19 protein-coding genes are annotated in these 23,052 nt (G+C 46.2%); 7 read left to right on the top strand and 12 right to left on the bottom strand.

Annotated features, from left to right (window positions below; all coding sequences use genetic code 11):
• Positions 1–234 precede the first annotated feature (234 nt).
• The 6 genes from JJU34_RS06065 (at position 235) to JJU34_RS06090 (ending at position 7,472) form a co-directional block, all read left to right on the top strand.
• The gene (locus JJU34_RS06065) at positions 235–1,137 is read left to right on the top strand and encodes an NAD(P)-dependent oxidoreductase (RefSeq protein WP_228691439.1); all 903 of its coding nucleotides are present in this window, start codon (positions 235–237) and stop codon (positions 1,135–1,137) included.
• 268 nt (positions 1,138–1,405) lie between these two features.
• Positions 1,406–2,122 carry an MgtC/SapB family protein gene (locus JJU34_RS06070; protein ID WP_228691440.1) on the top strand — a complete coding sequence of 239 codons (717 nt, stop codon included), beginning with the start codon at positions 1,406–1,408 and terminating at the stop codon, positions 2,120–2,122.
• A 34-nt stretch (positions 2,123–2,156) separates the two neighbouring features.
• Positions 2,157–3,500, top strand: a complete 1,344-nt coding sequence (gene mgtE, locus JJU34_RS06075) for a magnesium transporter (protein ID WP_228691441.1) — start codon at positions 2,157–2,159, stop codon at positions 3,498–3,500.
• 24 nt (positions 3,501–3,524) lie between these two features.
• Positions 3,525–5,030: a DUF5982 domain-containing protein gene (locus JJU34_RS06080; RefSeq protein ID WP_228691442.1), complete on the top strand. Its 1,506-nt coding sequence runs from the start codon at positions 3,525–3,527 to the stop codon at positions 5,028–5,030.
• A gap of 81 nt (positions 5,031–5,111) precedes the next feature.
• On the top strand, positions 5,112–6,017 hold the full coding sequence (locus tag JJU34_RS06085) for a hypothetical protein (RefSeq protein ID WP_228691443.1): 906 nt from the start codon (positions 5,112–5,114) through the stop codon (positions 6,015–6,017).
• 111 nt (positions 6,018–6,128) lie between these two features.
• A complete protein-coding gene (locus JJU34_RS06090) occupies positions 6,129–7,472 on the top strand; it encodes a M24 family metallopeptidase (protein WP_228691550.1) in 1,344 nt (447 codons plus the stop codon).
• Between the two features lie 331 nt (positions 7,473–7,803).
• Here JJU34_RS06090 and JJU34_RS06095 read toward each other — a convergent pair whose 3' ends face one another.
• The 10 genes from JJU34_RS06095 to JJU34_RS06140 all read right to left on the bottom strand — a co-directional run bounded on the left by JJU34_RS06095 (position 7,804) and on the right by JJU34_RS06140 (position 18,077).
• Positions 7,804–9,507 carry a DEAD/DEAH box helicase gene (locus JJU34_RS06095; protein WP_228691444.1) on the bottom strand — a complete coding sequence of 568 codons (1,704 nt, stop codon included), beginning with the start codon at positions 9,505–9,507 and terminating at the stop codon, positions 7,804–7,806.
• Between the two features lie 243 nt (positions 9,508–9,750).
• Entirely contained in the window at positions 9,751–11,037 is a 1,287-nt protein-coding gene (locus JJU34_RS06100; RefSeq protein WP_228691445.1) for a citrate synthase, read from the bottom strand.
• A 298-nt stretch (positions 11,038–11,335) separates the two neighbouring features.
• On the bottom strand, positions 11,336–11,755 hold the full coding sequence (locus tag JJU34_RS06105; protein WP_228691446.1) for a BrxA/BrxB family bacilliredoxin: 420 nt from the start codon (positions 11,753–11,755) through the stop codon (positions 11,336–11,338).
• A 17-nt stretch (positions 11,756–11,772) separates the two neighbouring features.
• Complete coding sequence (locus JJU34_RS06110) at positions 11,773–12,105, bottom strand: iron-sulfur cluster assembly protein (RefSeq protein ID WP_228691447.1); 333 nt, start codon at positions 12,103–12,105, stop codon at positions 11,773–11,775.
• A gap of 14 nt (positions 12,106–12,119) precedes the next feature.
• Complete coding sequence (locus tag JJU34_RS06115) at positions 12,120–12,554, bottom strand: SufE family protein (RefSeq protein ID WP_228691448.1); 435 nt, start codon at positions 12,552–12,554, stop codon at positions 12,120–12,122.
• Positions 12,555–13,775, bottom strand: coding sequence for a cysteine desulfurase (locus tag JJU34_RS06120; RefSeq protein WP_366512678.1), 1,221 nt, complete (start codon positions 13,773–13,775; stop codon positions 12,555–12,557).
• 4 nt (positions 13,776–13,779) lie between these two features.
• Complete coding sequence (gene sufD, locus JJU34_RS06125; protein ID WP_228691449.1) at positions 13,780–15,087, bottom strand: Fe-S cluster assembly protein SufD; 1,308 nt, start codon at positions 15,085–15,087, stop codon at positions 13,780–13,782.
• A 32-nt stretch (positions 15,088–15,119) separates the two neighbouring features.
• Positions 15,120–15,881 carry a Fe-S cluster assembly ATPase SufC gene (gene sufC / locus JJU34_RS06130; protein WP_228691450.1) on the bottom strand — a complete coding sequence of 254 codons (762 nt, stop codon included), beginning with the start codon at positions 15,879–15,881 and terminating at the stop codon, positions 15,120–15,122.
• A gap of 18 nt (positions 15,882–15,899) precedes the next feature.
• On the bottom strand, positions 15,900–17,345 hold the full coding sequence (gene sufB / locus JJU34_RS06135; protein WP_228691451.1) for a Fe-S cluster assembly protein SufB: 1,446 nt from the start codon (positions 17,343–17,345) through the stop codon (positions 15,900–15,902).
• A 258-nt stretch (positions 17,346–17,603) separates the two neighbouring features.
• Positions 17,604–18,077: an Lrp/AsnC ligand binding domain-containing protein gene (locus JJU34_RS06140; RefSeq protein WP_228691452.1), complete on the bottom strand. Its 474-nt coding sequence runs from the start codon at positions 18,075–18,077 to the stop codon at positions 17,604–17,606.
• Between the two features lie 396 nt (positions 18,078–18,473).
• On the opposite strand from JJU34_RS06140, the gene JJU34_RS06145 reads away from it, so the two are divergent.
• Positions 18,474–20,822, top strand: coding sequence for a PSD1 and planctomycete cytochrome C domain-containing protein (locus tag JJU34_RS06145; protein ID WP_228691453.1), 2,349 nt, complete (start codon positions 18,474–18,476; stop codon positions 20,820–20,822).
• Positions 20,823–20,828: 6 nt separating this feature from the next.
• On the opposite strand, the gene JJU34_RS06150 is transcribed toward JJU34_RS06145, so the two are convergent.
• Both JJU34_RS06150 and JJU34_RS06155 read right to left on the bottom strand, forming a co-directional pair.
• Entirely contained in the window at positions 20,829–21,977 is a 1,149-nt protein-coding gene (locus JJU34_RS06150; protein ID WP_228691454.1) for an endo-1,4-beta-xylanase, read from the bottom strand.
• Positions 21,958–23,004, bottom strand: a complete 1,047-nt coding sequence (locus tag JJU34_RS06155; RefSeq protein WP_228691455.1) for a LacI family DNA-binding transcriptional regulator — start codon at positions 23,002–23,004, stop codon at positions 21,958–21,960. The genes JJU34_RS06150 and JJU34_RS06155 overlap by 20 nt, the downstream gene beginning before the upstream one ends.
• Positions 23,005–23,052: the final 48 nt, after the last annotated feature.

The raw sequence follows: 23,052 nt of genomic DNA on the forward strand, positions 1-23,052 counted from the left end.
AAGCACAGCCATAGTTGCCCGTTGTGTCCCTGGATATTTATCCGCTTAAAAAAGATGTCTCTTTTGAACATACTTTTTGAAGAAAGGACTGGGATGTATCAGTCACTTTTGGCTAAATTTTCGGACCTTCACGGAAAAGAATGATGAAATCGAGCATGACGTAGCCGTCACTCACTGGGATGACTGTCAACCATGCGAGATTCCATGTGACCTTTGAAAAACAAATATAGACACATGAACAATAAGCGCGTATTTTTCACCGGTGGATCGGGTAAGGCAGGCAAACATGTGATTCCTTACCTTTTGGGCAAGGGATACCGTGTCCTGAATGTAGACTTAAAACCCCTCGATTATCCTGGGGTGGACAACCTGATCGCCGATATCACCGATTCCGGTCAAATGTTTAATGCCATGAGTTCCTACGCTGGGTTGGATGAGTTGGAATACGGCAATGGGGTACCCCAATTTGACGCGGTGGTGCATTTTGCTGCTGTACCCCGAATCTTGATCAACCCGGACAATGAAACCTTTCGCGTAAACACGGTAGGAACCTACAACGTGATTGAAGCGGCAGTGAAGCTAGGCATCAAAAAAGTGATTATCGCATCTTCGGAGACCACTTATGGGATCTGTTTTTCAGATGGAAAAACCGATCCCAAGTCCTTGCCTTTGGAGGAGGATTACGACGTGGATCCGATGGACAGCTATGGCCTGTCAAAGGTGGTAAATGAACAGACCGCCCGTGCCTTTCAGCGTCGTTCTGGCGTGGATATGTATGCCCTTCGAATTGGGAATGTGATTGAGCCTCATGAATATGAAGCTTTGTTTCCTCATTACTTCAAAAACCCCGAGGTGAGGAGGCGGAATGCCTTCTGCTACATCGATGCGCGTGACTTGGGGCAGATAGTAGATTTATGTATTAAGAAAGACGGCCTAGGATATCAGGTGTTCAATGCTGGCAATGATCATAACGGAGCAATTCTTCCGAACAAGATGTTATTGGAGCGTTTTTTCCCTGGTGTGCCGGTTACTCGGGACTTGGAGGAGAACGAAGCCTTGTTTTCCAACCGTAAGATCCGAGAGGTATTGGGTTTCAAGGAACAGCACAATTGGCGAAATTACGTGAAAGGCGAATAGAACGTATCGGGTATACTGCGATAGCAAGTTGGATTCGTACCGTATTTGTCCAATCTATGTATTTTTTTTAATCCTCCGGATTCTAATGAAATTCTAATTTTTTTCTAACAGGTTCTTAAAGCGATCTACCACCTGAACCGACTACTTTTGTGATGTAATGTAAACGACATCATGGACTACAGTTCCCAAAAATCGTCGATCAGGCAGTGAGGTAGTCGGTACCACTTGGTATTGGCTACACGCTAGGCCATACAGGAGGAGGTGCACTATGACAATCTTTGAATTTGTAATCAGGCTAGGACTTGCCTTTCTACTGGGTGCTGCTATCGGTTTTGAAAGGCAGTACCGGCAGAAAAGCGCTGGGTTAAGAACCAACACTTTGGTATCCTTGGGAGCGGCAGCATTTATTTTGCTGTCGGTTTCGCTTACCGGTGACAGCGGTGACCCTTCTCGGGTAGCAGGTCAGATTGTAACCGGCATTGGGTTTTTAGGAGCTGGTGTCATTATGAAGGATGGTCTTAACGTACAGGGCCTAAATACCGCGGCTACCATCTGGTGTTCTGCATCGGTAGGTTCACTTTCTGGGGTAGGTCTATATACCGAAGCGGCGATCACAGCCGGAGCGGTGATGCTTGCCCACCTGCTACTTCGACCCATAGGAAGGAAGGTAAACGCGCTTCCGGATACTCCTGAGGACACCCATACAGGTACTTTTTTCTACGTTTTCCGGATTAAATGCCTAGACAAGGTCGAGAATCACCTGAGGGTCCTCCTGCTGGATACGATAAAGGCAGGCGGACATCTTCGTCTCCAGTCACTGAAGAGCTTTGATAACGGAAACCCGAATTTCGCCTATGTGGAGGCACGGATTGTTTCAAACGGCAACAGCGACCGAATCATGGAAACATTGGCAGGAAAACTGCTTTTGGAGTATGGAGTGATGGAGGTGACCTGGGAGATTGAAGGGGAACAGCACGAACATTAAGGGAGGAATAAGGATGAAGGAAAAATGGATAGTTATGTCTCAGAAGCAAAAAGTTAGAGAACTGATTCCAACGTTTCATAAAATGCCTTCGGTAGAAGTAGCGGAAGTGCTGGGATCTTTGGAGGAGGGCAGTATACTGGAGGCTTTTGAGTCTTTCGACGTGCAGGTGCAGGCAAAGGTTTTCTCGCATTTTGAAATCACCCGGCAGCTTAGTTTCTTCCAAAAGACCAGCAAAAAGCGCTTTGCGCCCATTTTTGAGAATATGGCCTCTGACGACCGATGTGACTTGTACCAGCACATGTCTCAGGAGGAGCAGGCTTCGATTCTTCCGTATTTGAGTAAGGCCGCTCGGGAGGATGTTATCAAGCTAAGTTCCTATCCGCCGGATACGGCCGGAGGAATCATGAGTACCGATTTTGCCACCATACAGGCCAGTATGACGGTAGATTCCGCCATGGCAAAAGTAAGGCGGGACTCTCCTTCGAAAAAGATGATTTATTATATCTACGTGGTGGATCATCGGATGAAAATGGTCGGCTTTGTTTCGCTTAAGGACCTTATCATGGCCTCCCCCAACCAATTGATTTCGGAGGTTCTCCACGAAAAGTTTGTCTTTACCACGGTAGATGAGGACAGGGAACTGGTGGCCAAGAAGATTGAGGATTATGACTTATTGGCTATTCCGGTATTGAACCATGTGGGACAACTAGCGGGTATTGTAACTCAAGACGATGCCATTGAGGTCATTCGGGCAGAGCATACCGAAGACATGGAGAAGTTCATGGGTATCATGACCGAAAGCTCCGAAAATGACTACATCCATACGTCGAGTATGCAGCATTTCCGAAAGCGGGTGGTTTGGATTGTTTCACTCGCAGCGGTAGGAATTATCTCGGGGATGATCATACATTGCTTCGAATCCACCTTGGAGGCCTTGATCATTTTGGCGCTCTACATGCCAATGGTGGCAGATACCGGAGGGAATTCTGGTTCTCAGGCTGCGACAGTCATCGTGAGAGCCTTAGCATTGGGCCAGATTAGTCCGAAGCAATGGTTAAAAATCGTTTTTAAAGAGTTTAAGATTTCCACCATGCTCGCTGTTTGTTTGGGAGTGTTGGCCTTTCTAAAGGTTCTTTTTCTGAGCTGGGAGACGAGTATTCCCGCAGAGTATACACTTATTCAATTGGCCTTTGTGATCAGTACAGCGCTCTCACTTCAGGTAGTATCTGCCACTTGTATTGGTGCGGGGCTACCATTGCTGGTCAAACGCTTTGGAGGTGATCCAGCTGTTGCTGCCTCACCCGCTATTACAACCGTAGTAGATATTACCGGATTGCTTATCTACTTCACGGTAACAGTAACATTACTAGGACTTTAATAAACCAACTAAAATATTTTACCGATGAAAAAGCTTCAAACACTCATTTTATTCATTTTGTCCATTGCCGGGTTTGCTCAGCAAGCACCGCTGACCAATACAGAGATTTTGCAGCACAAGAATGCCGATCGTCTGATCATTAAAGATACGATCAGCCAGCCATTCTTTGTGGCCGATGAAAAAAAGCTTTCTAAAGAGGATATTCTGAACAAGAAGGAAGGGTTTTTTGTCACCGGACTACCGAGATTTGAGTTTGACCCCATTCGGGGATTTGGTGTGGGTGGAAATGTGTTTTTCTTCCAGAATAAAACCAAGGAAGACCCTTTCTTCTACTACACACCTTATCGGTACAGCATCAATACCGAACTCTTTGTCTTCGAAAATGGGCGTATCAAAGCTGCTGTAAACTTGGACGTGCCCTATATATTTAATTCCAAGTGGCGACTGCGGGCAGATGCCGTCGTCTGGGAGGATCCGAATGCGCAATACTGGGGTATTGGAAGGCAATCATTGAACAACCTGAGTTTTCAGGATAAGTCTACCGGAGCCGAGGGCGGTGTGCGACAGTTTAATCGTGTTTCCGATTATGAAGAAAACCTGAAGATCGCCGTACCTGGAAATGGGGGACGCTTGCAGACAGATACCCACTACAATCAGTTTATACAGCGGGAGTTGTTGTTCAATGCCCTAGGAGAGCGAGTTGAAATGGGAGGGAAGTTGCGGTTGATGTTTGGTTACGAGGCTTTGTTTACCTCCTTTGAAGATTATACAGGAAGAATTGCAGAAGAGGCTTTTCTGGCAAATGGTGCCTCCGTGGACGCGGAGCAGCGTCAGACCCTGGTCAATAGACAGATCAATGACGGGACTTGGGACCGGTTTAACCTTTCCGGCTTTTCCGATAGGTATAAGTTTACCTCTATGCTGGCAGGAGCACTTATTTACGATACCAGGGACTTGGAGCCCGATCCGTCTAAGGGTGTATTTCTCCAGTATTCCCATGAGTACTCGGCACCATGGCTGGGGTCAGATTTTAACTTCAATAAGTTTATGGTACAGGGCCAGTTTATCCACACGTTTCACCGATGGAACAACGACCGGAACAGATTGACCTTTGCAGGACTTGCTGCCTTTGGGCATATTTTCGGATCCAACATCAATTTTATTGAGATGTGGGACCTTTCGTCCCAAGCGGAAGCCGGGGGTATTTTGGTACTTGGCGGTGGGCGGTCCCTTCGGGGCTTTCGGGAAGCTCGATTTTTAGCCCCGACGGTAGGTCTAGTCAATCTGGAAATGCGGGCAAAGCTGCACGACTTCAATGCGTTCAACCAACATTTTGCGTTGGGGGTGACTCCGTTCTACGATTTTGGGACCGTTTGGGAAGGGCTAAGTGATGTACAGCTTAATAGCTTTCGTGGTGCTCCCGGAATAGGAGGCAGGATCGCCTGGAATCAGTCGACCATCCTGCGGCTAGACTATGCGCAGAGTAGGGAAGGAGGACAATTCTTCTTTGGCTTTGGACATATATTTTAACGAGTAAGCGTCAGGAGATTTTGAAACCGTTCTTGAATCAACTAATTTTCGTTCTGCTAGGTAAAATTAGCAGGTCTTTTTATGATACATCGGATAGGCAAGCATTTTGTTTTGGTTCTTTTGCTATGTGGGTCGTGCATAGGGCAAAAGGTGATTCCTTCACCCACACCCTTCCAGGCAGAATGTTTACAGGGTCTTGATTTTCAACCCAGTGAAGATGGTTTCTTGGCCGACTCGTTGTCCATTTCAGAAGATGTTCGGCGAGCTTATGATACCAAGACAATCGACATGATCTTGGCGTTGAATCTGATGAGTGATCTACAGTACTTCCAACAGGAGGATTTGGAACCATTGGATCGTCTCACTCTTCAGACTGAAATATCCCGAAAGATCTTAAAAATGAATCTTGAACTCCAATCGCTGATGTCAGCGATCGACTGCGAGGAAGAAAAGGCGGAGCAGATCGCCTCGTTTTTGGATAAGGAGTTGCGTCGAAAAGAGCGGAACCTAACCGTAACGGCGATCATCACCGGGGCGGTCGTGGGTGTAGGAACGGGCTTTATGTTAGCGTCGAACAATTCCCAAAACGATTTACCGGAGTACTTAGGTATTGCGGGCGGATTGACGGAAGTTTTGCTGGGTCTCAGTATTCTGAGGCTGGAAAAGAAAGTTTCGATCCATCATCCGAAAAATATCCTTCGGGACGTATACGAAGCCAAAGAAAGACCACCCTATTTCCCCCCTGCGACCTGGTATTACTTCAACAGCAAAAACCAAAATGACCGAGGGATATCCTTGCGACAGCAGCTAATTGAGCGTTGGGAGGCCTACCATATGGATGAAGACGGTATTTCTGTGCTGCTTTCAGAAGGGGGTGACTATTCCTCGGACCTGTTAAAGATCAGGTCTGAGATGCTCGATCAGTTGGAGTCGCAGATTTCATTGATCAACAAAGACCTGCTAAACTTCTTAAATCAAATCCGGTAAATTGCAATCCTCACGATTCTCAACACCGGGCCGACCTCCCATTAGTATATTCAGATTTCAAAATCTACGATGTATATTTACGCTATGATGCTAACAGATACCGTCAAAAGAATGATTTTTGTGTGGTGCTTTTTGGTGATAGCTGCACCGTTTACCTTTGCGCAGACCCACCATATCCTCTCCCAGAGGGAACAAGCTGAGGTGATGGATCTATGGTTGGAGGAGCGTATACAGACTCTACTGCCCCAATTGATGGACCGGGCTGGAATAGACCTCTGGGTAGTGATATCCAGGGAGTACAACGAGGATCCTGTGATCCGTACGTTCTTACCGGCCACTTGGCACGCAGCGAGGAGGCGAACCATGCTGCTGATGTTCAAGCCAGCGGGTGGCCAGGAAGTGGAGGCGCTAGCTGTGGCCCGATACGATGTAGGCAAGTCTTTTCAGAAGGCCTGGGACCCAGAGTCCCAGCCAGATCAGTGGAAACAATTGACCGATCTGATTGTAGCTCGAAAACCCCAAAAGATAGGAGTGAATATTTCCGATGATTTTGGCCATGCGGATGGGCTTACTTCCACCGAACACGAACTGTTATTGCAATATCTGCCGAAGAGCTTTCATTCAAAGATTACTTCTGCCCAGGACCTTGCAGTCGGCTGGCTGGAAACCCGCACACCTTCTGAGATGGCTACTTACCGGCAAATCCAATCCATTGCACATCAGATCATTCAAGAGGGGCTTTCTGAGCAGGTCATCACTCCCGGGGTAACGACCACAGAGGACGTGGTATGGTGGTACCGTGAGCGTATTAAGGAGTTGAAGCTGGATACTTGGTTTCATCCATCGGTGGATATTCAGCGTGCAGACCCTAACAATGAAGAACAAAACCGTTCATTTGCCGTCAGGGCCGAGTCACAGGTAATACAGCCTGGAGACCTGCTACACATGGATTTTGGGATCTCTTACCTTCGGCTCATGACCGATACTCAGCAGTTGGCTTATGTCCTGAAACCTGGGGAAACGGCGGTGCCTGATTTTTTGAACGAAGCCTTGAAAGTGGGCAACAGGTTGCAGGATATCCTCACCAGCCAGTTTGTGACCGGCCGTACAGGCAACCAAATTCTCCTAGAAACCCGAAAACAGATGGAAGTGGAGGGTATCCGAGGCAGTATCTATTCCCATCCCATGGGATACCACGGGCATGCTTCGGGCCCTACAATCGGCATGTGGGACAATCAGGGCGATACTCCCGGCGCTGGGGATTATCCCCTGTACCCGCACACTGTGTACACCATTGAATTGAATGCCTTGGTACACGTACCTGAATGGGGTAAGGATATCCGCATACTGCTGGAAGAAGGCGCATATTTTGACGGAGAAAGGGTCACTTATCTGAACGGAAGGCAAAAAGAATGGCTGACCATTCCCCGGGCAAGGCAGTATTTGGGAAATTGATCGATATGGATGGGCGACACTTTCGCTGGCGTTTCGCATAAGTCTATCGCTATCCGTATACAGCCTAGTTCGTCGTCTATATTTTCATAAACCCAAATTTTATCGTCCAGAAAAGAATGTTGGCGTGGATTTTTTTGATAGTTTTCGAAGTAGGTTTCTTTGAGCATATACTCATTTTGGTTACGGGTCGCCTTGCTGTTCCATTGAATCAGAAAGAGGGACCATAGAATTCTATGATAGTTTTTTAAACAAAAAAAAGGCTGCCCTTTTCGGACAGCCTTAAGCTTTGTGCAGGCAGTGAATAGCACCCTACTTGTCGTTTTCAAAAGGATTATCCTTTGGAAATCTCAAAGTTAACCGGCTTCCCCTTGATGGTGTTGCTATTCATTACGCTGATTATTTGGTTTACGTCCTTTTTTGGTACGTCAACAAACGAGAAGTTCTCGAAGATATCAATTCCACCAATGCTTCTTCCGGGTACACCGGTTTCACCGGCAATTGCACCTACGATATCGTTAGGACGGATTCGGTCTTTTTTCCCGAGGTTAAGGAACAGTCTGGCCATATTTGGCTCCCGCTCTTTCTTGCCTTTAGGTCCACGGTCGCTTCGCTCAGATCTACCTTTTCTATCAGGTCGTTCGAATCTAGACTCACGTCCGTCTCTTCGTCCTCTTGCATCCCCTTTGTCTTTTCTGCCAAGGTCCAAGCTGAAGTTAACTTCATTGAGCTCTTTAACAGCAGTTCTCATCTGTAATTTAATAAGCCCCAAGACAACTTCATCTAAGGTCAACCCTTCGTCCAACATCTTTTGTATGGTGTCCGAGTAGATCGTGTTATCCTCTTCTTTGGCAACCTTCCTTTTGACATCTACGATCAATTGGTCTTTTTTCATATCCAACATCTCTGCTGCGGATGGAGGACTCATTTTCTGAATGGATGTTTTGATAAAACGCTCCAAGTCACTAATTCTACCGAGATCTCTTCTTCCGGATACGAAGTTAATAGCAGTTCCAGACTTACCTGCCCTGCCAGTACGACCGATTCGGTGTACGTAGTTTTCTTCGTCTAGAGGAAGGTCATAATTAAATACCGCTTCCACGTTTTCGACATCTATTCCTCTGGCAGCTACATCGGTCGCTACTAAGACACTGCAATGTCCTTTGCGGAACTTATTCATGACTTTCGTGCGCTGCGCTTGAGAAAGGTCTCCATGTAGTGCTTCAGCCTGAATGCCTCGTGCGATCAATTCCTCCGTCACCTCGTCAGTAGCTCGCTTCGTGTTACAGAAGATCAAACTGAGTGTAAACTGATTTACGTGGATCAAGCGGGTTATCAAATCGATTTTTAGCGGACTTTTCACCTCGTAATAGTGCTGAGCGATGTTTTCTACCGTCAGTTCCTTACGCAACACTTTAACAATCTTAGGATCGTTTTGGTATTTTTTGGTAAGGTCCAAGATGGGCTTTGCCATAGTAGCCGAAAAGAAGACGGTCTGTCTTTCGTCGGGCATGGTTTTGAGGATGGTTTCGATATCCTCCCTAAATCCCATGTCCAACATTTCGTCGGCTTCATCCAATACAACGATTGCCACTTGCCTCAAGTCTAAAGTGCCTCGGTCCAGGTGGTCCATTACCCTGCCAGGAGTACCCACTACGATCTGAACGCCCTTCTTAAGCGCACGAATCTGACGATCTATTGGATCGCCGCCGTAGATACAGGTAGAAGACAGTCTCTTTTTGTATTTGGACAGCTTGGTGATTTCTCCCTCTACCTGAACAGCAAGTTCACGGGTTGGGCAAAGAATCAATGCCTGTGGCTTGTTGTTGTCCACATCCACCATATCAATGATAGGAATGCCAAACGACGCAGTTTTACCGGTTCCTGTTTGCGCTTGTCCGATCACATCGTGACCCTCTAGCAAATACGGAATGGTTTGCGCTTGGATGGGTGAGGGATGGGTAAAGCCCATATCCTCTACTGCACTCAAGATCTCTTCCGAGATCCCAAGATCTGAAAATAATACTGTTTGTTCCATGAAATGTTTCCTTACTTCTCTAGCCACGGTTTTCCGAATCCCACTAACTAGCAACAGTAAGGAAATCCACGGCAATGGAGAAAAATTGCGATTAATTAAGGTGCAAAGGTAGGGGGATTAATTCGGAAATGCAATATTTTGACCAGTAAATAAAAATATTATAGAAGGATATGTCCGTTCGTTTAAAAAATATTTGGGAAAACAAGAGGGGCCCTGATCCAGGGCCCCTCTTTGATGGATATATTACCGGTTGTTCATAGGAACAAAGGGTCTTTCCGTAGGACCTACATACACCTGACGTGGTCTTCCGATGGGTTCGTTGTTTTCCCGCATTTCCTTCCATTGCGCGATCCATCCGGGAAGTCTGCCCAAAGCAAACATGACAGTAAACATATCGGTAGGGATACCCAGTGCACGATAGATTATGCCTGAGTAAAAGTCCACGTTTGGATAGAGTTTTCTGTCCACAAAATACTGATCCTTCAATGCAGCTTCTTCCAGTTCTTTGGCTATGTTCAGCACAGGATCGTTGATACCTAGTTTGGTGAGTACTTCGTCTGCTGCTTTTTTAATGATTTTAGCCCGGGGGTCAAAGTTTTTGTATACCCTGTGACCAAATCCCATCAACCGGAAAGGATCATTTTTATCTTTGGCCTTGTCCAAGTATCGCTTGGTATCGCCTCCGTCCGCTTTGATCGCTTCGAGCATTTCGATCACCGACTGATTGGCTCCACCATGCAGCGGGCCCCAAAGCGCATTGATTCCCGCAGAAATGGACGCGTAGATGCTTGCCTGCGAAGATCCCACGATTCGTACGGTAGAAGTAGAGCAGTTTTGCTCATGATCTGCATGTAGGATTAACAATTTGTCCAATGCCTTGGAAATTACCGGGTCCGGTTCATACTTTTCTGCAGGCAGGGCAAACATCATCTTTAGAAAGTTGCTGCAATAGTCCAATCCATTATCTGGGTAATTAACCGGGTGGCCGACTTTGTTTTTGAAGGCCCAAGCAGCAAATGTTGGCAACTTTGCCATCAGCCTTACAATGCTTAGCTCGATTTCTTCTTGTGTATTATTCGGATCCAGTGAGTTTGGATAAAATGCTGTAAGCGAGCAAATCAAAGAAGAAAGAACGCCCATAGGATGTGCCACAGATGGAAATCCGTCTAGGATTTTCTTGATATCCTCATGGACCAAGGTATGGTTGGTAATCTTTTGCGCGAAACTGTCGTATTGTGTTTTGCTTGGAAGCTCTCCGTTGATCAGAAGGTAGGATACCTCCAAAAAGTTTGATTTTTCGGCCAATTCTTCGATGTTATATCCTCGGTATCTCAATATCCCTTGTTCTCCGTCCAAGAAAGTGATTGCACTTTGGGTAGAACCGGTATTTTTGTATCCGGGATCCAGGGTAATCAGTCCGGATTGGCCTCTCAGCTTGCCGATATCGATGGCTTCTTCGTTTTCTGACCCCTTTACTACAGGAAGTTCGAATTCTTTACCGTTAAAGGATAACTTAGCAATTTCAGACATATGTTTCTCGTTAATCTATTTAGGATATAAGCTCTATTTTGTTCAACATTTTAAATTCGCCCCAAGTTAATAAAAACACCGCAATTTTCTTTCAAAAATTACATCTAGGGCGCAGGTGGTTTAGTTTTTCTGGCAGGTAGTGTCCACCTACCCATTGCATGGAAAACGTGAAAAGGCGCACTTGGTTTAGTGAAATGCTATTTTTACCAAAAAAAGTACGACCGAAGTCAATGCCTTCGGTCGGTACCTTTTCGTCCACTAGCCCAAAAATGGAAAGCTGCCTTTCGAAGTTGGGTGCTTATTCGCAGAAATGGTCGAATACTTCCACCAGGTGGTCCCCGATCATTTTGGCATTACGACCTTCGATGTGGTGACGCTCTATAAAGTGGACCAGTTCGCCGTCTTTAAACAATGCCATAGCCGGAGAAGAAGGAGGGTAGGGAAGTACGTACTCCCGAACCTTTGCGACCGCGTCGCGGTCGTTGCCTGCAAAGACAGTCGCCAAGGTGGTAGGCTTCTTTGCAGATTGGTCCAGTGCATATCGAACCCCAGGTCGCGCTGCTCCTGCAGCACATCCGCACACAGAGTTTACCACGATCAGCGTGGTGCCCTTGTGTGATTTCAAGTGGGTGTCTACGTCTTCTGCGGTACGAAATTCCTGAAAACCCGCATCGGTTAATTCGGCACGCATGGGTGCTATCAATTCCTCTGGATACATAATTCTTAGTTGATTTTTTATAGAAAGCCTAATTCAAGTTTTGCTACCTCAGACATCATATCCTGAGAATACGGGGGTTCAAAGGTGAGCTCTACTTCTACATTGTTTACTCCTTCAATTTCCTGCACCCGCTCCTTCACTTCGGAAGGAATTGACTCGGCGGACGGACAGTTTGGAGAAGTGAGTGTCATCAATACATACACATTGTTTACGGGGTAAACGGTTATTTCATAGATCAGCCCGAGTTCATATACATCAACGGGTATTTCTGGGTCATATACCAGTTTGATCGCGTTGATAACCTTTTGCTTCATTTCGGCGGTGTCGCCAGTGCTCTCAGCCGTTTCCATTATAATGACCAGTGTTAAGATGCATTCATTTTAGATTGATAGGCTAACGCATAGCGCTTCATCTGCGTAATCATTGCCGCTAGGCCATTCGAACGTTGGGAACCAATAATGTTCCCCATGCCTATTTTTTCGATGAAATATAAATCTGCCTGCAAGATCTCCTCGGCCCTTCTACCCGATAAAACTCGGATTAAAAGACTGATAAGCCCTTTAGTAATATCCGTATTGGAGTCTGCTAGGAACAATACCCTGTCGCCTTCAGTGCGGGTGGTCAGCCAAACCTTGGATTGACACCCTTTGATGATGTTTTCGTCTACTTTTTCAGCATCTGGAAAATCAGGCAGTTTGTCGCCGAGTTCCATGATGTAGAATATGGTCGATTCTCTGTCATCTCCCAAAATACTGAATTCGTCTATTATCTCCTTTTGTACGGTATTAATATCGCTCATTTAATTCTTTCTTTTGGCAATGCGCTCCAGGGTCTCGGCCAGTCGGTCGATTTCCGATTTCGTGTTATAAACAGAAAACGACGCTCTGACGGTTCCTTCCAGGCCCAATCTTTTCATAAGAGGCTGAGTACAATGATGGCCCGTTCGTACGGCTATCCCCGAAGCATCTAACATCATCCCTACGTCAAAAGGATGCATCCGGTTAATTAGGAAGCTAAGTACACTCACCCGTTCCTTGGCAGTGCCGACCGGGATAAATCCCTTGATATGGGAAAGCTGTGAGATAGCGTATGCCAATAACTCGTCCTCGTGACTTCTGATCGCTTGCTTGCCCACTTCGGAGATGAAACTGATAGCCTCGTTAAATGCGATCACATCCCCGATATTGGGTGTGCCAGCTTCAAATTTAAACGGTATCTCGTTGTAGGTGGTCTTTTCAAAAGTTACCTCTTTAATCATTTCACCACCTCCTTGATAGGGCGGCATTGCTTCCAGCAGTTCCCGCTTCCCGTAAAGTACACCCACGCCCGTCGGCCCATAGAGCTTGTGTGCAGAACAGACCAGAAAATCGCAGTCAAGCTGTTGCACATCCACGTCGAGGTGAGAAGTTGATTGCGCTCCATCTATCAAGACCTTTGCACCCACAGCATGGGCTTTGGCAATAATGTCATCCACCGGATTGATGGTTCCCAAAGCATTGGAAACATGAATGACCGCAACCAATTTGGTTTTTTCCGACAATAGGTTATCGAATTCCTCCAACATAAGCTCCCCTGAATCCCTAATGGGAATCACGCGCAGCTTTGCGCCTTTTTCCTCACAGAGCATTTGCCAAGGGACAATATTGGAATGATGCTCCAACGTGGAGATGATGATTTCGTCCCCTTGCTGAATAAATTTTCTACCGTAGGTAGCAGCTACCAAGTTGATGCCTTCCGTGGTTCCCTTTGTGAATATGATCTCTTCTGCCTCCTTGGCATGGAGAAAGCGCTGCACTGTCTTTCGGGTTGTTTCGTAGAATTCGGTTGACCTCGCCGCCAATGTATGAGCACCCCGGTGTATATTGGCGTTGTCGGTTTCGTAATACTTCGTTAGAGCCTGAATAACCGCATCTGGCTTTTGGGTGGTAGCCGCATTATCCAAGTACACCAACGGTTTTCCGTTGACCTCCTGGTTAAGAACGGGAAACCGACGTCTAATTTGAGCTACATCCATGATCACCTGATCAGGAGGAGTAGTTACTTCCCAATCGGTCCTGGACGAGGTTGACACAATATTCCCTGAAATCATCATGATGGATATGGTCTAAGACTTCTCCTGCAAAGGCATACAACAAAAGGGCTTTGCCCGCCTCTTTTGAAATACCCCGGGCGCGGAGATAAAATAGGGCTTCTTCATCGAGCTGGCCGGTGGTGCATCCGTGGGAGCACTTTACATCATCCGCCCAGATTTCCAATTGTGGCTTGGTATTGATTACCGCATCTTCGGACAGCAGAATGTTGTTGTTTTGCTGGAAGGCGTTAGTCTTCTGTGCGTCCTGCCTGACAAAGATTTTCCCATTAAACACACCCCTAGACTTATCCGTGAGAATTCCCTTGTAGAGTTCGTTGGACTCGGCATGAGGCTTGATATGATCTACGTTGGTATGATTGTCCACGTGGGTACTGCCATTGAGCAGGTATAGCCCATACATGTTGCCTACTGTATTGGAGTCGAGCAAGTTTAGACTTAAATTATTCCGGATCATCTGTCCCTGTAGCGATAGGACTACGGACGTAAAGCTCGCATCCTGCGAAATGTTTGCTTCGGTATTGTTTACCTCTATGGCTTCTTTGCCTTCATCCTGAAGCTTGTAGTAGCGCACATGAGAATTGTTACCTAGCGAAAATTCACAGACACCGTTTAGCAGAAAAGGGCTATCCTGTAGCGGAACTATTTGCTCGATAAATGTAGCTTCGGTATGTTTACCCGTACGGATAAATACACGTGGATGCACGGTTTCACCAGATTCTGTAACAGAAACCAACTGCAAAAGAAAGATAGGTTTGGCGACTACTTGATTAGCCGGGATATCAATATACACCCCATCCTGAAAGGCCAGTTGATTTAATGCTGCAAATGGATCCTTCTCTGCTTTTGCGATCGTTCCCAACCCTTCGGGTACCTCCCCATCGGTAAATGTACCTACAGAAAATCCATCCTCCGTAAAAGAGGAAAGTGATCGGTCCAAAAAGCCATTGTTTAGCACCAGGAGATGGCAATCCACGCCTGGAATCAGGTGTTGGGCTACGGAGTCTTTGGTGAGATTTGTAGCAGGACTTGCATGGCTTAGGTTTTTTAACTTGGACTCGATACGTTTGGTAATGGAAGTAAACTTATACTCTTCGTTTTTGGGCGCAGGGAGTCCTTCCTGTTGTACGATTTCCGCAGCTTTCACTGCCAAATCTGCCCAAGAGGATATTGGTTTTTGACTATAAAAAGCCTCCAAAAATGAGGAGGCCAGTGTATCGGTTTTCTTTACAATAGCTGTCATTGGGATTGGTTTACAGGTTGAAAAAAAGGCAATCAGACGGCGGTACCAGCCACTTCTTCCTTGATCCAATCGTACCCCTTTTCTTCCAGTTCCAAGGCCAGATCTTTGGTGCCTGACTTTACAATCTGCCCTTTGTACAACACATGTACATAATCTGGCACAATGTAATCCAAAAGGCGCTGATAGTGGGTCACCACTATGGTAGCATTGTCTTTAGATTTCAGTTGGTTTACACCGTTGGATACGACCTTCAAGGCATCGATGTCCAATCCGGAGTCTGTCTCGTCCAATATGGATAGGGTGGGCTCTAAGATCGCCATTTGGAAGATTTCGTTCCGTTTTTTCTCACCGCCAGAGAATCCTTCGTTCAGCGAACGGCTCAATAATTTCTGGTCAATTTCCACCAGCTTCATTTTCTCCTTCATTAAAGAAAGAAACTTTACGGCATCTAAGGGCTCCTGCCCGCGGTACTCTCTGACCTGATTCACTGCCGTACGAAGAAAGTTTGTAGAGCTGACTCCGGGTATTTCTACCGGATATTGAAAAGCTAGGAATACTCCCTCCCTCGCTCTGTCTTCAGGGCTGAGATCCAGCAGGTCTTTACCTTTGAAAAGTACTTCTCCTTCTGTGACTTCGTATTCTTCCCTGCCTGCGAGAACGGAAGCCAAGGTTGATTTTCCGGAGCCATTCGGACCCATGATGGCATGTACTTCGCCTGGTTTTACTTCTAAATTTATACCCCTAAGAATGGGAGTGCCTTCGATAGAGGCATGTAAATTTTTAATGCTTAGCATGGTTAGTTTTCTGTTAGATTATCCTACACTTCCTTCCAGGGTAAGTGCTAATAATTTCTGGGCTTCCACGGCAAACTCCATGGGAAGTTGATTCAATACCTCTTTGGCATAACCGTTCACGATAAGAGCTACCGCATCCTCGGTGGCAATGCCCCGCTGATTGCAGTAGAATATTTGATCCTCACCAATCTTCGAGGTAGTGGCCTCGTGTTCTACTTTTGCACTACTATTGGAAATGTCAATGTAGGGGAAGGTGTGGGCGCCACAGTTCGAACCCATCAATAAAGAGTCACACTGCGAAAAATTTCGAGCATTGGTTGCCCGCTTCATTACCTGTACCTGTCCGCGGTATGAATTTTGAGAATGTCCTGCGGAAATCCCTTTCGAAACGATCCTAGACCGGGTGTTTTTCCCGATGTGGATCATCTTCGTTCCGGTGTCTGCTTGCTGATAGTTGTTCGTCACGGCCACGGAATAAAATTCCCCAACGCTATGATCGCCTTTCAGGATACAAGAAGGGTATTTCCAAGTAACCGCAGATCCCGTTTCTACCTGGGTCCATGAAATTTTGGAATGATCACCAGCGCAAATACCCCTTTTTGTTACGAAATTGTAGATACCACCTTTGCCGTCTTTGTCCCCTGGGAACCAGTTTTGTACGGTAGAATATTTAACTTCTGCATGCTTTTCTGCATAGATTTCCACCACCGCGGCATGAAGTTGATTTTCGTCTCGCTGAGGAGCAGTGCAGCCTTCTAGGTAGGATACATAGGATCCTTCTTCGGCCACGATAAGGGTTCTTTCGAACTGCCCCGTATTTGCAGCGTTGATTCGGAAGTAGGTAGAAAGTTCCATTGGACACCTCACACCTTTAGGTATATAGCAGAATGATCCATCTGAGAATACCGCTGAGTTGAGTGCCGCATAATAGTTATCGGAAATCGGTACGACAGAACCCAAATACTTTTTAACGAGTTCTGGATGTTCCTGTACGGCCTCTCCGAATGAGCAAAAGATAATACCGAGCTTTGAGAGAGTGTCTTTAAAAGTAGTTCCAACCGAAACAGAATCCAATACAGCGTCTACCGCTATGCCCTGAAGTCTTTTTTGTTCATTCAGGGAAATGCCAAGGCGCTCGTAGATTTTCAGTAACTCAGGGTCAATCTCATCCAGTGATTTGGTTTTTTTGGCCTGCTTTGGTGCAGAGTAGTACCTTAGTTTTTGCAGGTCAATCTTCGGGTAGGTCACATTGGCCCAAGTTGGCTCTTTCATATCCTCCCAGAGCTTAAAAGCCTTCAGCCTCCAATCTAGTAGCCATTGTGGCTCCTCTTTTTTAGCGGAAATCCAACGGATAATATCTTCATTTAACCCAACGGGCGCCTCATCCGCTTCGTAGTTCACAGACCAGCCGTGTTCGTACTCTTTTGAGGTGAATTCTTCTAATATTTCGTTGTCTTTTGACATTTTCTGAGTTATTTAGACTAATTACATTCTACTGGACAAATATACAACGAATATCTAATTTATATTGTTCAGTAGTCTGCTTATTTCCTCAGAATATTTGCATTTAATGGACTTATGTAGTTGAATATAAAGTTTTTATAAAATCAATTTTGAAATGCCACGCCCTTAGATAAACCTTTATAAGCTCAATTGTTTGTGCTAATAATACTATTTATTATTTATTTAGATTTAATCTAAATAACTAAATTAGCAACCTGTTTATTTGTTTGGATCAAACAACTGAATAGGCCTGTTGATGCTTTCCTCTAGTACAATGAGCGTCTCTGTTCGATCTATACCTTCTACTTGCTGTATCTTGTTGAGTACATCTCGCAGGTGGTTGGTATCCTTGCAAATGATCTTGGCGAAAATGCTATAGTTCCCGGTGGTGTAATAGGCGTTTATCACTTCTGCGATTTCCTTGAGCCGTTCGATCACGTTATCGTAGAGGGAACTTTTTTCAAGGTAGATGCCTAAAAACGCGGAAATGTCGTATCCAAGTTTTGAAAAATCAATATTTAACGTTGCACTTTTTACAATGCCCATATCCTCCAGTTTCCGCATACGTACGTGTACAGTACCCGATGATACGAAGACTTTTTTGGCGATTTCGGTATACGGAGTTTTGGCATCTTCATTGAGTAATGAGATGATTTTTAGGTCTATATTGTCAATGTCTAAAATTTTATCCATTTTTTTGAGTGTACGTTATCGGTTTCAAAATAAAGATGGGGTTAAATTACTGATTTGTCAAAAAAAACGCAATCTTTTTTTTTGATTCTCAACTTAATCGGCAGAATTTTTAAAATCGGGAAGAGGAAGGGTATCCAATTTCGCGACTGGGTTGACTAGTTTTTGAAATTAAATTTTGAGATTACTACTCATTACCTATTTTGTTGCCCAATAGCCACCCTATCGAGGTGGTGGTCGATCGTTGGTCGCAAATTTTGATAGCAGCGATATTCTCATCCCGCATTCTAGCCATTCACCCAAATTTGTTATTTCGGTAGCGCGGAACAAGCCGATTTTTTTTGCCAATTCGGCACAACGTGCTATCTTAGACCACAGTTTCCAATAAATCCAGCTATCATGCGATTGCTCCTTCCCCAAATGTTTCGATCTACACGACTTATTGTATCAACCTTTGGTTGGATCGCCCTACTCAGTACACTGAATGCCTGTGAGCAAAAAGGAGGGGAACGGGAGTTATCAGGAGACGGTGTGCTCAGTTATAATTTTCATGTTCGTCCGATCTTATCCGACAAGTGTTTTGCTTGTCACGGTCCAGATGCCAACAAGCGGGAGGCTGGCCTACGCCTGGATACTCCTGAAGGGGCTTACGCAGCATTGAAGGACCGTCCGGCGGCCCATGCGATCGTTCCGGGTAAGCCCTCGGATTCCGAATTGATTTTGCGGGTTTTTTCGTCCGATCCTTCTGAACAGATGCCTCCTCCTGAATCTAACCTTGTCCTGACAGAGTCAGAGAAAAACCTGCTGGTACGATGGGTCAAACAGGGCGCAAACTATGAACCTCACTGGGCCTTTTTAGCTCCAGAAAAGTCAGATGTTCCTGTAGACCCAAAAGATAGCTGGTCTAGAAACGAGATTGACCGGTTTTTGTGGGACCGGATGAAAAAGGCAGGCCTAAAGCCAAATGAAGAATCGGAAAAGAATTACCTGATGAAGCGTGTAGCGTTGGACTTGACTGGCCTGCCGCTTCCAGTGAATACTTTGCAGGCCTTTGCGGAACTGAGTACCGAGGAGGCGATCGATAGACTGATCGATTCCTTGTTGCAGACCCCTGCGCATGCAGAACGGCTAGCTGGTTTTTGGCTGGACGTTTCGCGCTATTCGGATTCTTTCGGGTATCAAAACGACAATTTTCGTACCCAATGGCCCTACAGGGATTGGGTTATTCATGCGTTTCGCAAAAATATGCCCTACAACGAGTTTATCACGTGGCAATTGGCTGGGGACCTATTACCCAATCCTACCAAGGAGCAGATTCTGGCCACCGGATTTAACCGAAACCATAAATATACCGAAGAGGAAGGAGTGATCGATGAGGAATATAGGGTAGAGTATGTGTTGGATAAGACCAATACGTTTTCAAAGGCTATCTTGGGGTTAACGGTTGAGTGCGCACAATGCCACGATCACAAGTATGATCCGATTTCTCAGGAAGACTATTTTAGTTTATATGCTTTTTTCAACAATACCCCAGAAAAGGGTTTTGAGGGAGGTGCGGGTTCTGCTGTTCGATCCAAAACGCCCTTGATGACCATCGAGCCGCAGGATCTGGAGGGTATCTTGAACTTTGTAAATCACAAAGACACCTCTGCCGTGGTAGTTTCGGTCATGGAGGAGTTCAGGGATACGCTTCGGACCACGTATGTGCTCTCTCGTGGTATCTACGATGCCCCGACAGATCAAGTGGTGTTTCCACGAACGCCCAAGTCGGTATTGGCCTTTGACAGCCGGTACGAACCAAACCGTTTGGGCCTTGCAGAGTGGACGTTTTCTGCCGAGAATCCACTGGCCTCCCGTGTTTTTGTCAATTTGATCTGGCAGGAGCTCTTCGGAAAGGGCATTGTGGCCTCTTCGGGAGATTTTGGATTGCAGGGTGATTTGCCTACACATCCAGAGTTGTTGGATTGGTTGGCAGTAGATTTCCGTGAAAGCGGCTGGGATATCCGGTACATACTAAAAAAAATCATGCAATCGGCCGCATATCGACAGTCTGGAAAGGTTACCAAAGAGAAGCTGGAAAGGGACCCGGACAACTTGTTTCTTGCGCGGTTTCCCCGCCTTCGGCTACCGGCGGAGCATATTCGGGATCTGGTTTTGGAAAGCAGTGGTTTGCTGGTTCACGAGTTGGGAGGTCCGAGCGTAAAGCCCTATCAGCCTCCGGGGCTTTGGGAAGCATCCTCTTCGGGAAGGGGTGAACTCTCTGTCTATCGAATGGATAGTGGCGACAAATTATACCGCAGAGGGATGTATACGTTTATAAAGCTCACCCTTCCCCCTCCTTCGTTGTTGATTTTTGACGGAAGCAATCGAGATATCTGTCAGATAAAACGAAACCGAACGAACACCCCCTTGCAGGCATTGGCGCTGCTCAATGACCCGATGGTTTTGGAGGCTTCGCGGGTATTGGCATCTCACTTGGTGAAACAGCATGCTTCTATAGAGAATGCTGTGGAGGAGGCCTACTTAAGGATTTTGGGAAGGCTCCCCAAGCCGGAGGAAAAGGTACTTATGGTGGACTTTTACCTACAAGAATATGAACGTTTTCAGAGTGAACCGGATAAGGCTATGAAAATCATGGAAGTAGGCAAGTACCCGCTTGATCCATCCAAGGATTCGCTGGCCGATGCGGCCATGATGCAAGTGATTGTGACATTATACAATTTAGAGGAGGCCACCACAAAAACCTGATTCAACCTAAGGTTGCTGCTTGAGTGCGTAGATGCGTTCGAGTATTTCCGTTTTGGGATTCCCCTGACGGTCAAAGAGTAGCGGGTAATTGGTCCTTCTTCTGATGGGCCAATTATTCAGCCAACTGTTTGCGTCTGTGACGCCCCAAAAGGTAATACGGTGAATCTTATCGCGTTCTTCGTAGAATACCCTAAAGATCTCTTCGTAACGGTCAGCAAGTCGTAGATAGACCTCCTCCGGCAATCCGTCCGGGTAGGGGTTGTATTTCATGTCTTCGTCAAATCGAACATCAATGTCCGCACCCGGCTTCTCCTGAGGGCGTGGAAGGACCTCGATATCCAATTCGGTTACCATTACCTTAAAGCCTGCTTCGTGTATGGCTAAAATGGAGGCACGAATCTGCTCAGGATCGGGGCTAACCATGCTGTAATGTCCCTGCATTCCAATTCCATCTACCCGAATTCCACTTTTCTGCAATTCTTGACATAGTTTAATAGCGGCATCTCTTTTTTCGGGTTTCCAAAGGTTGTAGTCATTATAATACAGTTCTGCATTTGGATCCACTCGCGCTGCAGTTTTAAATGCCATGGAGATGTAGTCGGTTCCCGTCACGGTATACCAGTTAGAAGTCCGAAAGGTGCCATCGTCATTCAATGCCTCGTTTAGTACATCCCATGCGTGTACCCGCCCCTTGTAGCGACCGACAACCTCTTCGATGTGCCGCTGCATCCTAGCTAGCAGCCTATCTTTGGAAATGAATCTGCCCTCGGCGTCTTCAAAAACGGTTTTAGGTATTTGTTGGTGCCATACCAGCGTGTGACCTACCATAAACGCATCCAATTCCTCACCCAGTTCGACGAAAGCATCTGCCGGGCCCCAATTGAAAACATCTTCTTCTGGATGGATATTGACCCATTTCATCAGATTTTCTGCCGTTAGGGTATTGAAATGCCGGGCTATGATGGGTTCCGCGATGCTGTCCCGTTTTTCTACTTGACGTAAATTGATGGCAGCGCCTATTAGGAAGTCTTCTGCAAAGGTACTTTTTAAGGTCGGTTCAGGAGTCTCGGTGGGCGAACCACATGCAAGCAACAGCACGGTACTAGCTGTGGCAACTAATGGGGTAACTCTTAGATTAAGGTTCAATAGGTTCATTTGCTTTTCTTTTGGATGATCCTCTTACGATCAGACCGGAGTCAAGTACCTTGATTTCTCTCGGAATTTCATCGGATCCGTTATTATTTTTTAATTGCATAATCAGGTTTTTCATAGCGGTTTCTCCCATTAAATAACCCGGATAGCTAACGGTAGTGAGGTTCGGTTCTACCATGCGGGAGATTGTATCGTTGTTAAATCCGACCAAGGCGATGTCCTCGGGAACCCGGATTCCCCTTTTCTTCAGTGCTACCAAGCAGGAGGCTGCGCAATAGTCGTTAGAAACCATCAGCCCGTCTGGCAGGGGTTTCCTCTTGATCAGCATTGAGACCACTGCTTCTCCTGCTTCTTCACTGAGGTCCGATACGATGACATCCGTGCCATCTGTGGGAATAGCCTCATCCGAAAGGGCCCGGCGATAGCCTGCAAGCCGGTCGGAATAAACGTTAATGTCTAAATTACCGACCACGTGTACTATTCGTCTACATCCCTGCTCCAGCAAGTGCGAGGTAGCTGTATAGGCTGCCTTTTCATTGTCTATGACCACCCCGGAGACGTTTGGCTGCTTGGGCACCCGGTCAAAAAATACGATGGGGATTTCCTTCTCTCGAAAAGACTGAAAATGTTCGGTTTGCTCCGTATGTCCAGCCAAGGAAACAATAAGGCCATCCACGCGGCTATTGAACATCGTTTTTACGTTTGCGATTTCTTTTTCCATGGATTCCAGTGACTGACTGATCACTAGGTTATATCCGGCCTCACTTGCTACTTTCTCCATGCCGGATAGTGCCGATGACTGAAAAGGGCTGTTGAGTCGGGGAACGATCACGCCGATAGTAAAGGTGTGTTTTCTGCGTAGGTTGGTAGCGAAAATATTGGATTGGTAGCCAAGTTTTTGGGCGGTTTCGAAGATTCTTTTTTTGGTTTTTTCTTTTACCCGGGGGTGGTTGCTTAGGGCGCGGCTAACCGTAGTAGGAGAGACCCCAATGTTTTCGGCAATGTCATAAATAGTTATATCTTTTTTCATTGGCTTTGGCTACTATCCGATCAATAAAACAGAAATATAGGCAATGAA

Origin of the sequence: Lunatimonas sp. (genome assembly GCF_020832325.1) — a bacterium.
Taxonomy (GTDB): Bacteria; Bacteroidota; Bacteroidia; order Cytophagales; family Cyclobacteriaceae; genus Lunatimonas.

What these genes read in the sequence shown, in the direction of transcription:
- JJU34_RS06070 (WP_228691440.1), top strand. Translation starts at nt 1,406, where the DNA reads ATGACAATCTTTGAATTTGTAATCAGGCTAGGACTTGCCTTTCTACTG.
- JJU34_RS06145 (WP_228691453.1), top strand. Translation starts at nt 18,474, where the DNA reads ATGCGATTGCTCCTTCCCCAAATGTTTCGATCTACACGACTTATTGTA.
- JJU34_RS06110 (WP_228691447.1), bottom strand. Translation starts at nt 12,105, where the DNA reads ATGGAAACGGCTGAGAGCACTGGCGACACCGCCGAAATGAAGCAAAAG.
- sufD (WP_228691449.1), bottom strand. Translation starts at nt 15,087, where the DNA reads ATGACAGCTATTGTAAAGAAAACCGATACACTGGCCTCCTCATTTTTG.
- JJU34_RS06095 (WP_228691444.1), bottom strand. Translation starts at nt 9,507, where the DNA reads ATGGAACAAACAGTATTATTTTCAGATCTTGGGATCTCGGAAGAGATC.
- JJU34_RS06085 (WP_228691443.1), top strand. Translation starts at nt 5,112, where the DNA reads ATGATACATCGGATAGGCAAGCATTTTGTTTTGGTTCTTTTGCTATGT.
- JJU34_RS06065 (WP_228691439.1), top strand. Translation starts at nt 235, where the DNA reads ATGAACAATAAGCGCGTATTTTTCACCGGTGGATCGGGTAAGGCAGGC.
- JJU34_RS06115 (WP_228691448.1), bottom strand. Translation starts at nt 12,554, where the DNA reads ATGAGCGATATTAATACCGTACAAAAGGAGATAATAGACGAATTCAGT.
- sufC (WP_228691450.1), bottom strand. Translation starts at nt 15,881, where the DNA reads ATGCTAAGCATTAAAAATTTACATGCCTCTATCGAAGGCACTCCCATT.
- JJU34_RS06080 (WP_228691442.1), top strand. Translation starts at nt 3,525, where the DNA reads ATGAAAAAGCTTCAAACACTCATTTTATTCATTTTGTCCATTGCCGGG.
- JJU34_RS06090 (WP_228691550.1), top strand. Translation starts at nt 6,129, where the DNA reads ATGATTTTTGTGTGGTGCTTTTTGGTGATAGCTGCACCGTTTACCTTT.
- JJU34_RS06155 (WP_228691455.1), bottom strand. Translation starts at nt 23,004, where the DNA reads ATGAAAAAAGATATAACTATTTATGACATTGCCGAAAACATTGGGGTC.
- JJU34_RS06140 (WP_228691452.1), bottom strand. Translation starts at nt 18,077, where the DNA reads ATGGATAAAATTTTAGACATTGACAATATAGACCTAAAAATCATCTCA.
- mgtE (WP_228691441.1), top strand. Translation starts at nt 2,157, where the DNA reads ATGTCTCAGAAGCAAAAAGTTAGAGAACTGATTCCAACGTTTCATAAA.
- JJU34_RS06100 (WP_228691445.1), bottom strand. Translation starts at nt 11,037, where the DNA reads ATGTCTGAAATTGCTAAGTTATCCTTTAACGGTAAAGAATTCGAACTT.
- sufB (WP_228691451.1), bottom strand. Translation starts at nt 17,345, where the DNA reads ATGTCAAAAGACAACGAAATATTAGAAGAATTCACCTCAAAAGAGTAC.
- JJU34_RS06105 (WP_228691446.1), bottom strand. Translation starts at nt 11,755, where the DNA reads ATGTATCCAGAGGAATTGATAGCACCCATGCGTGCCGAATTAACCGAT.
- JJU34_RS06150 (WP_228691454.1), bottom strand. Translation starts at nt 21,977, where the DNA reads ATGAACCTATTGAACCTTAATCTAAGAGTTACCCCATTAGTTGCCACA.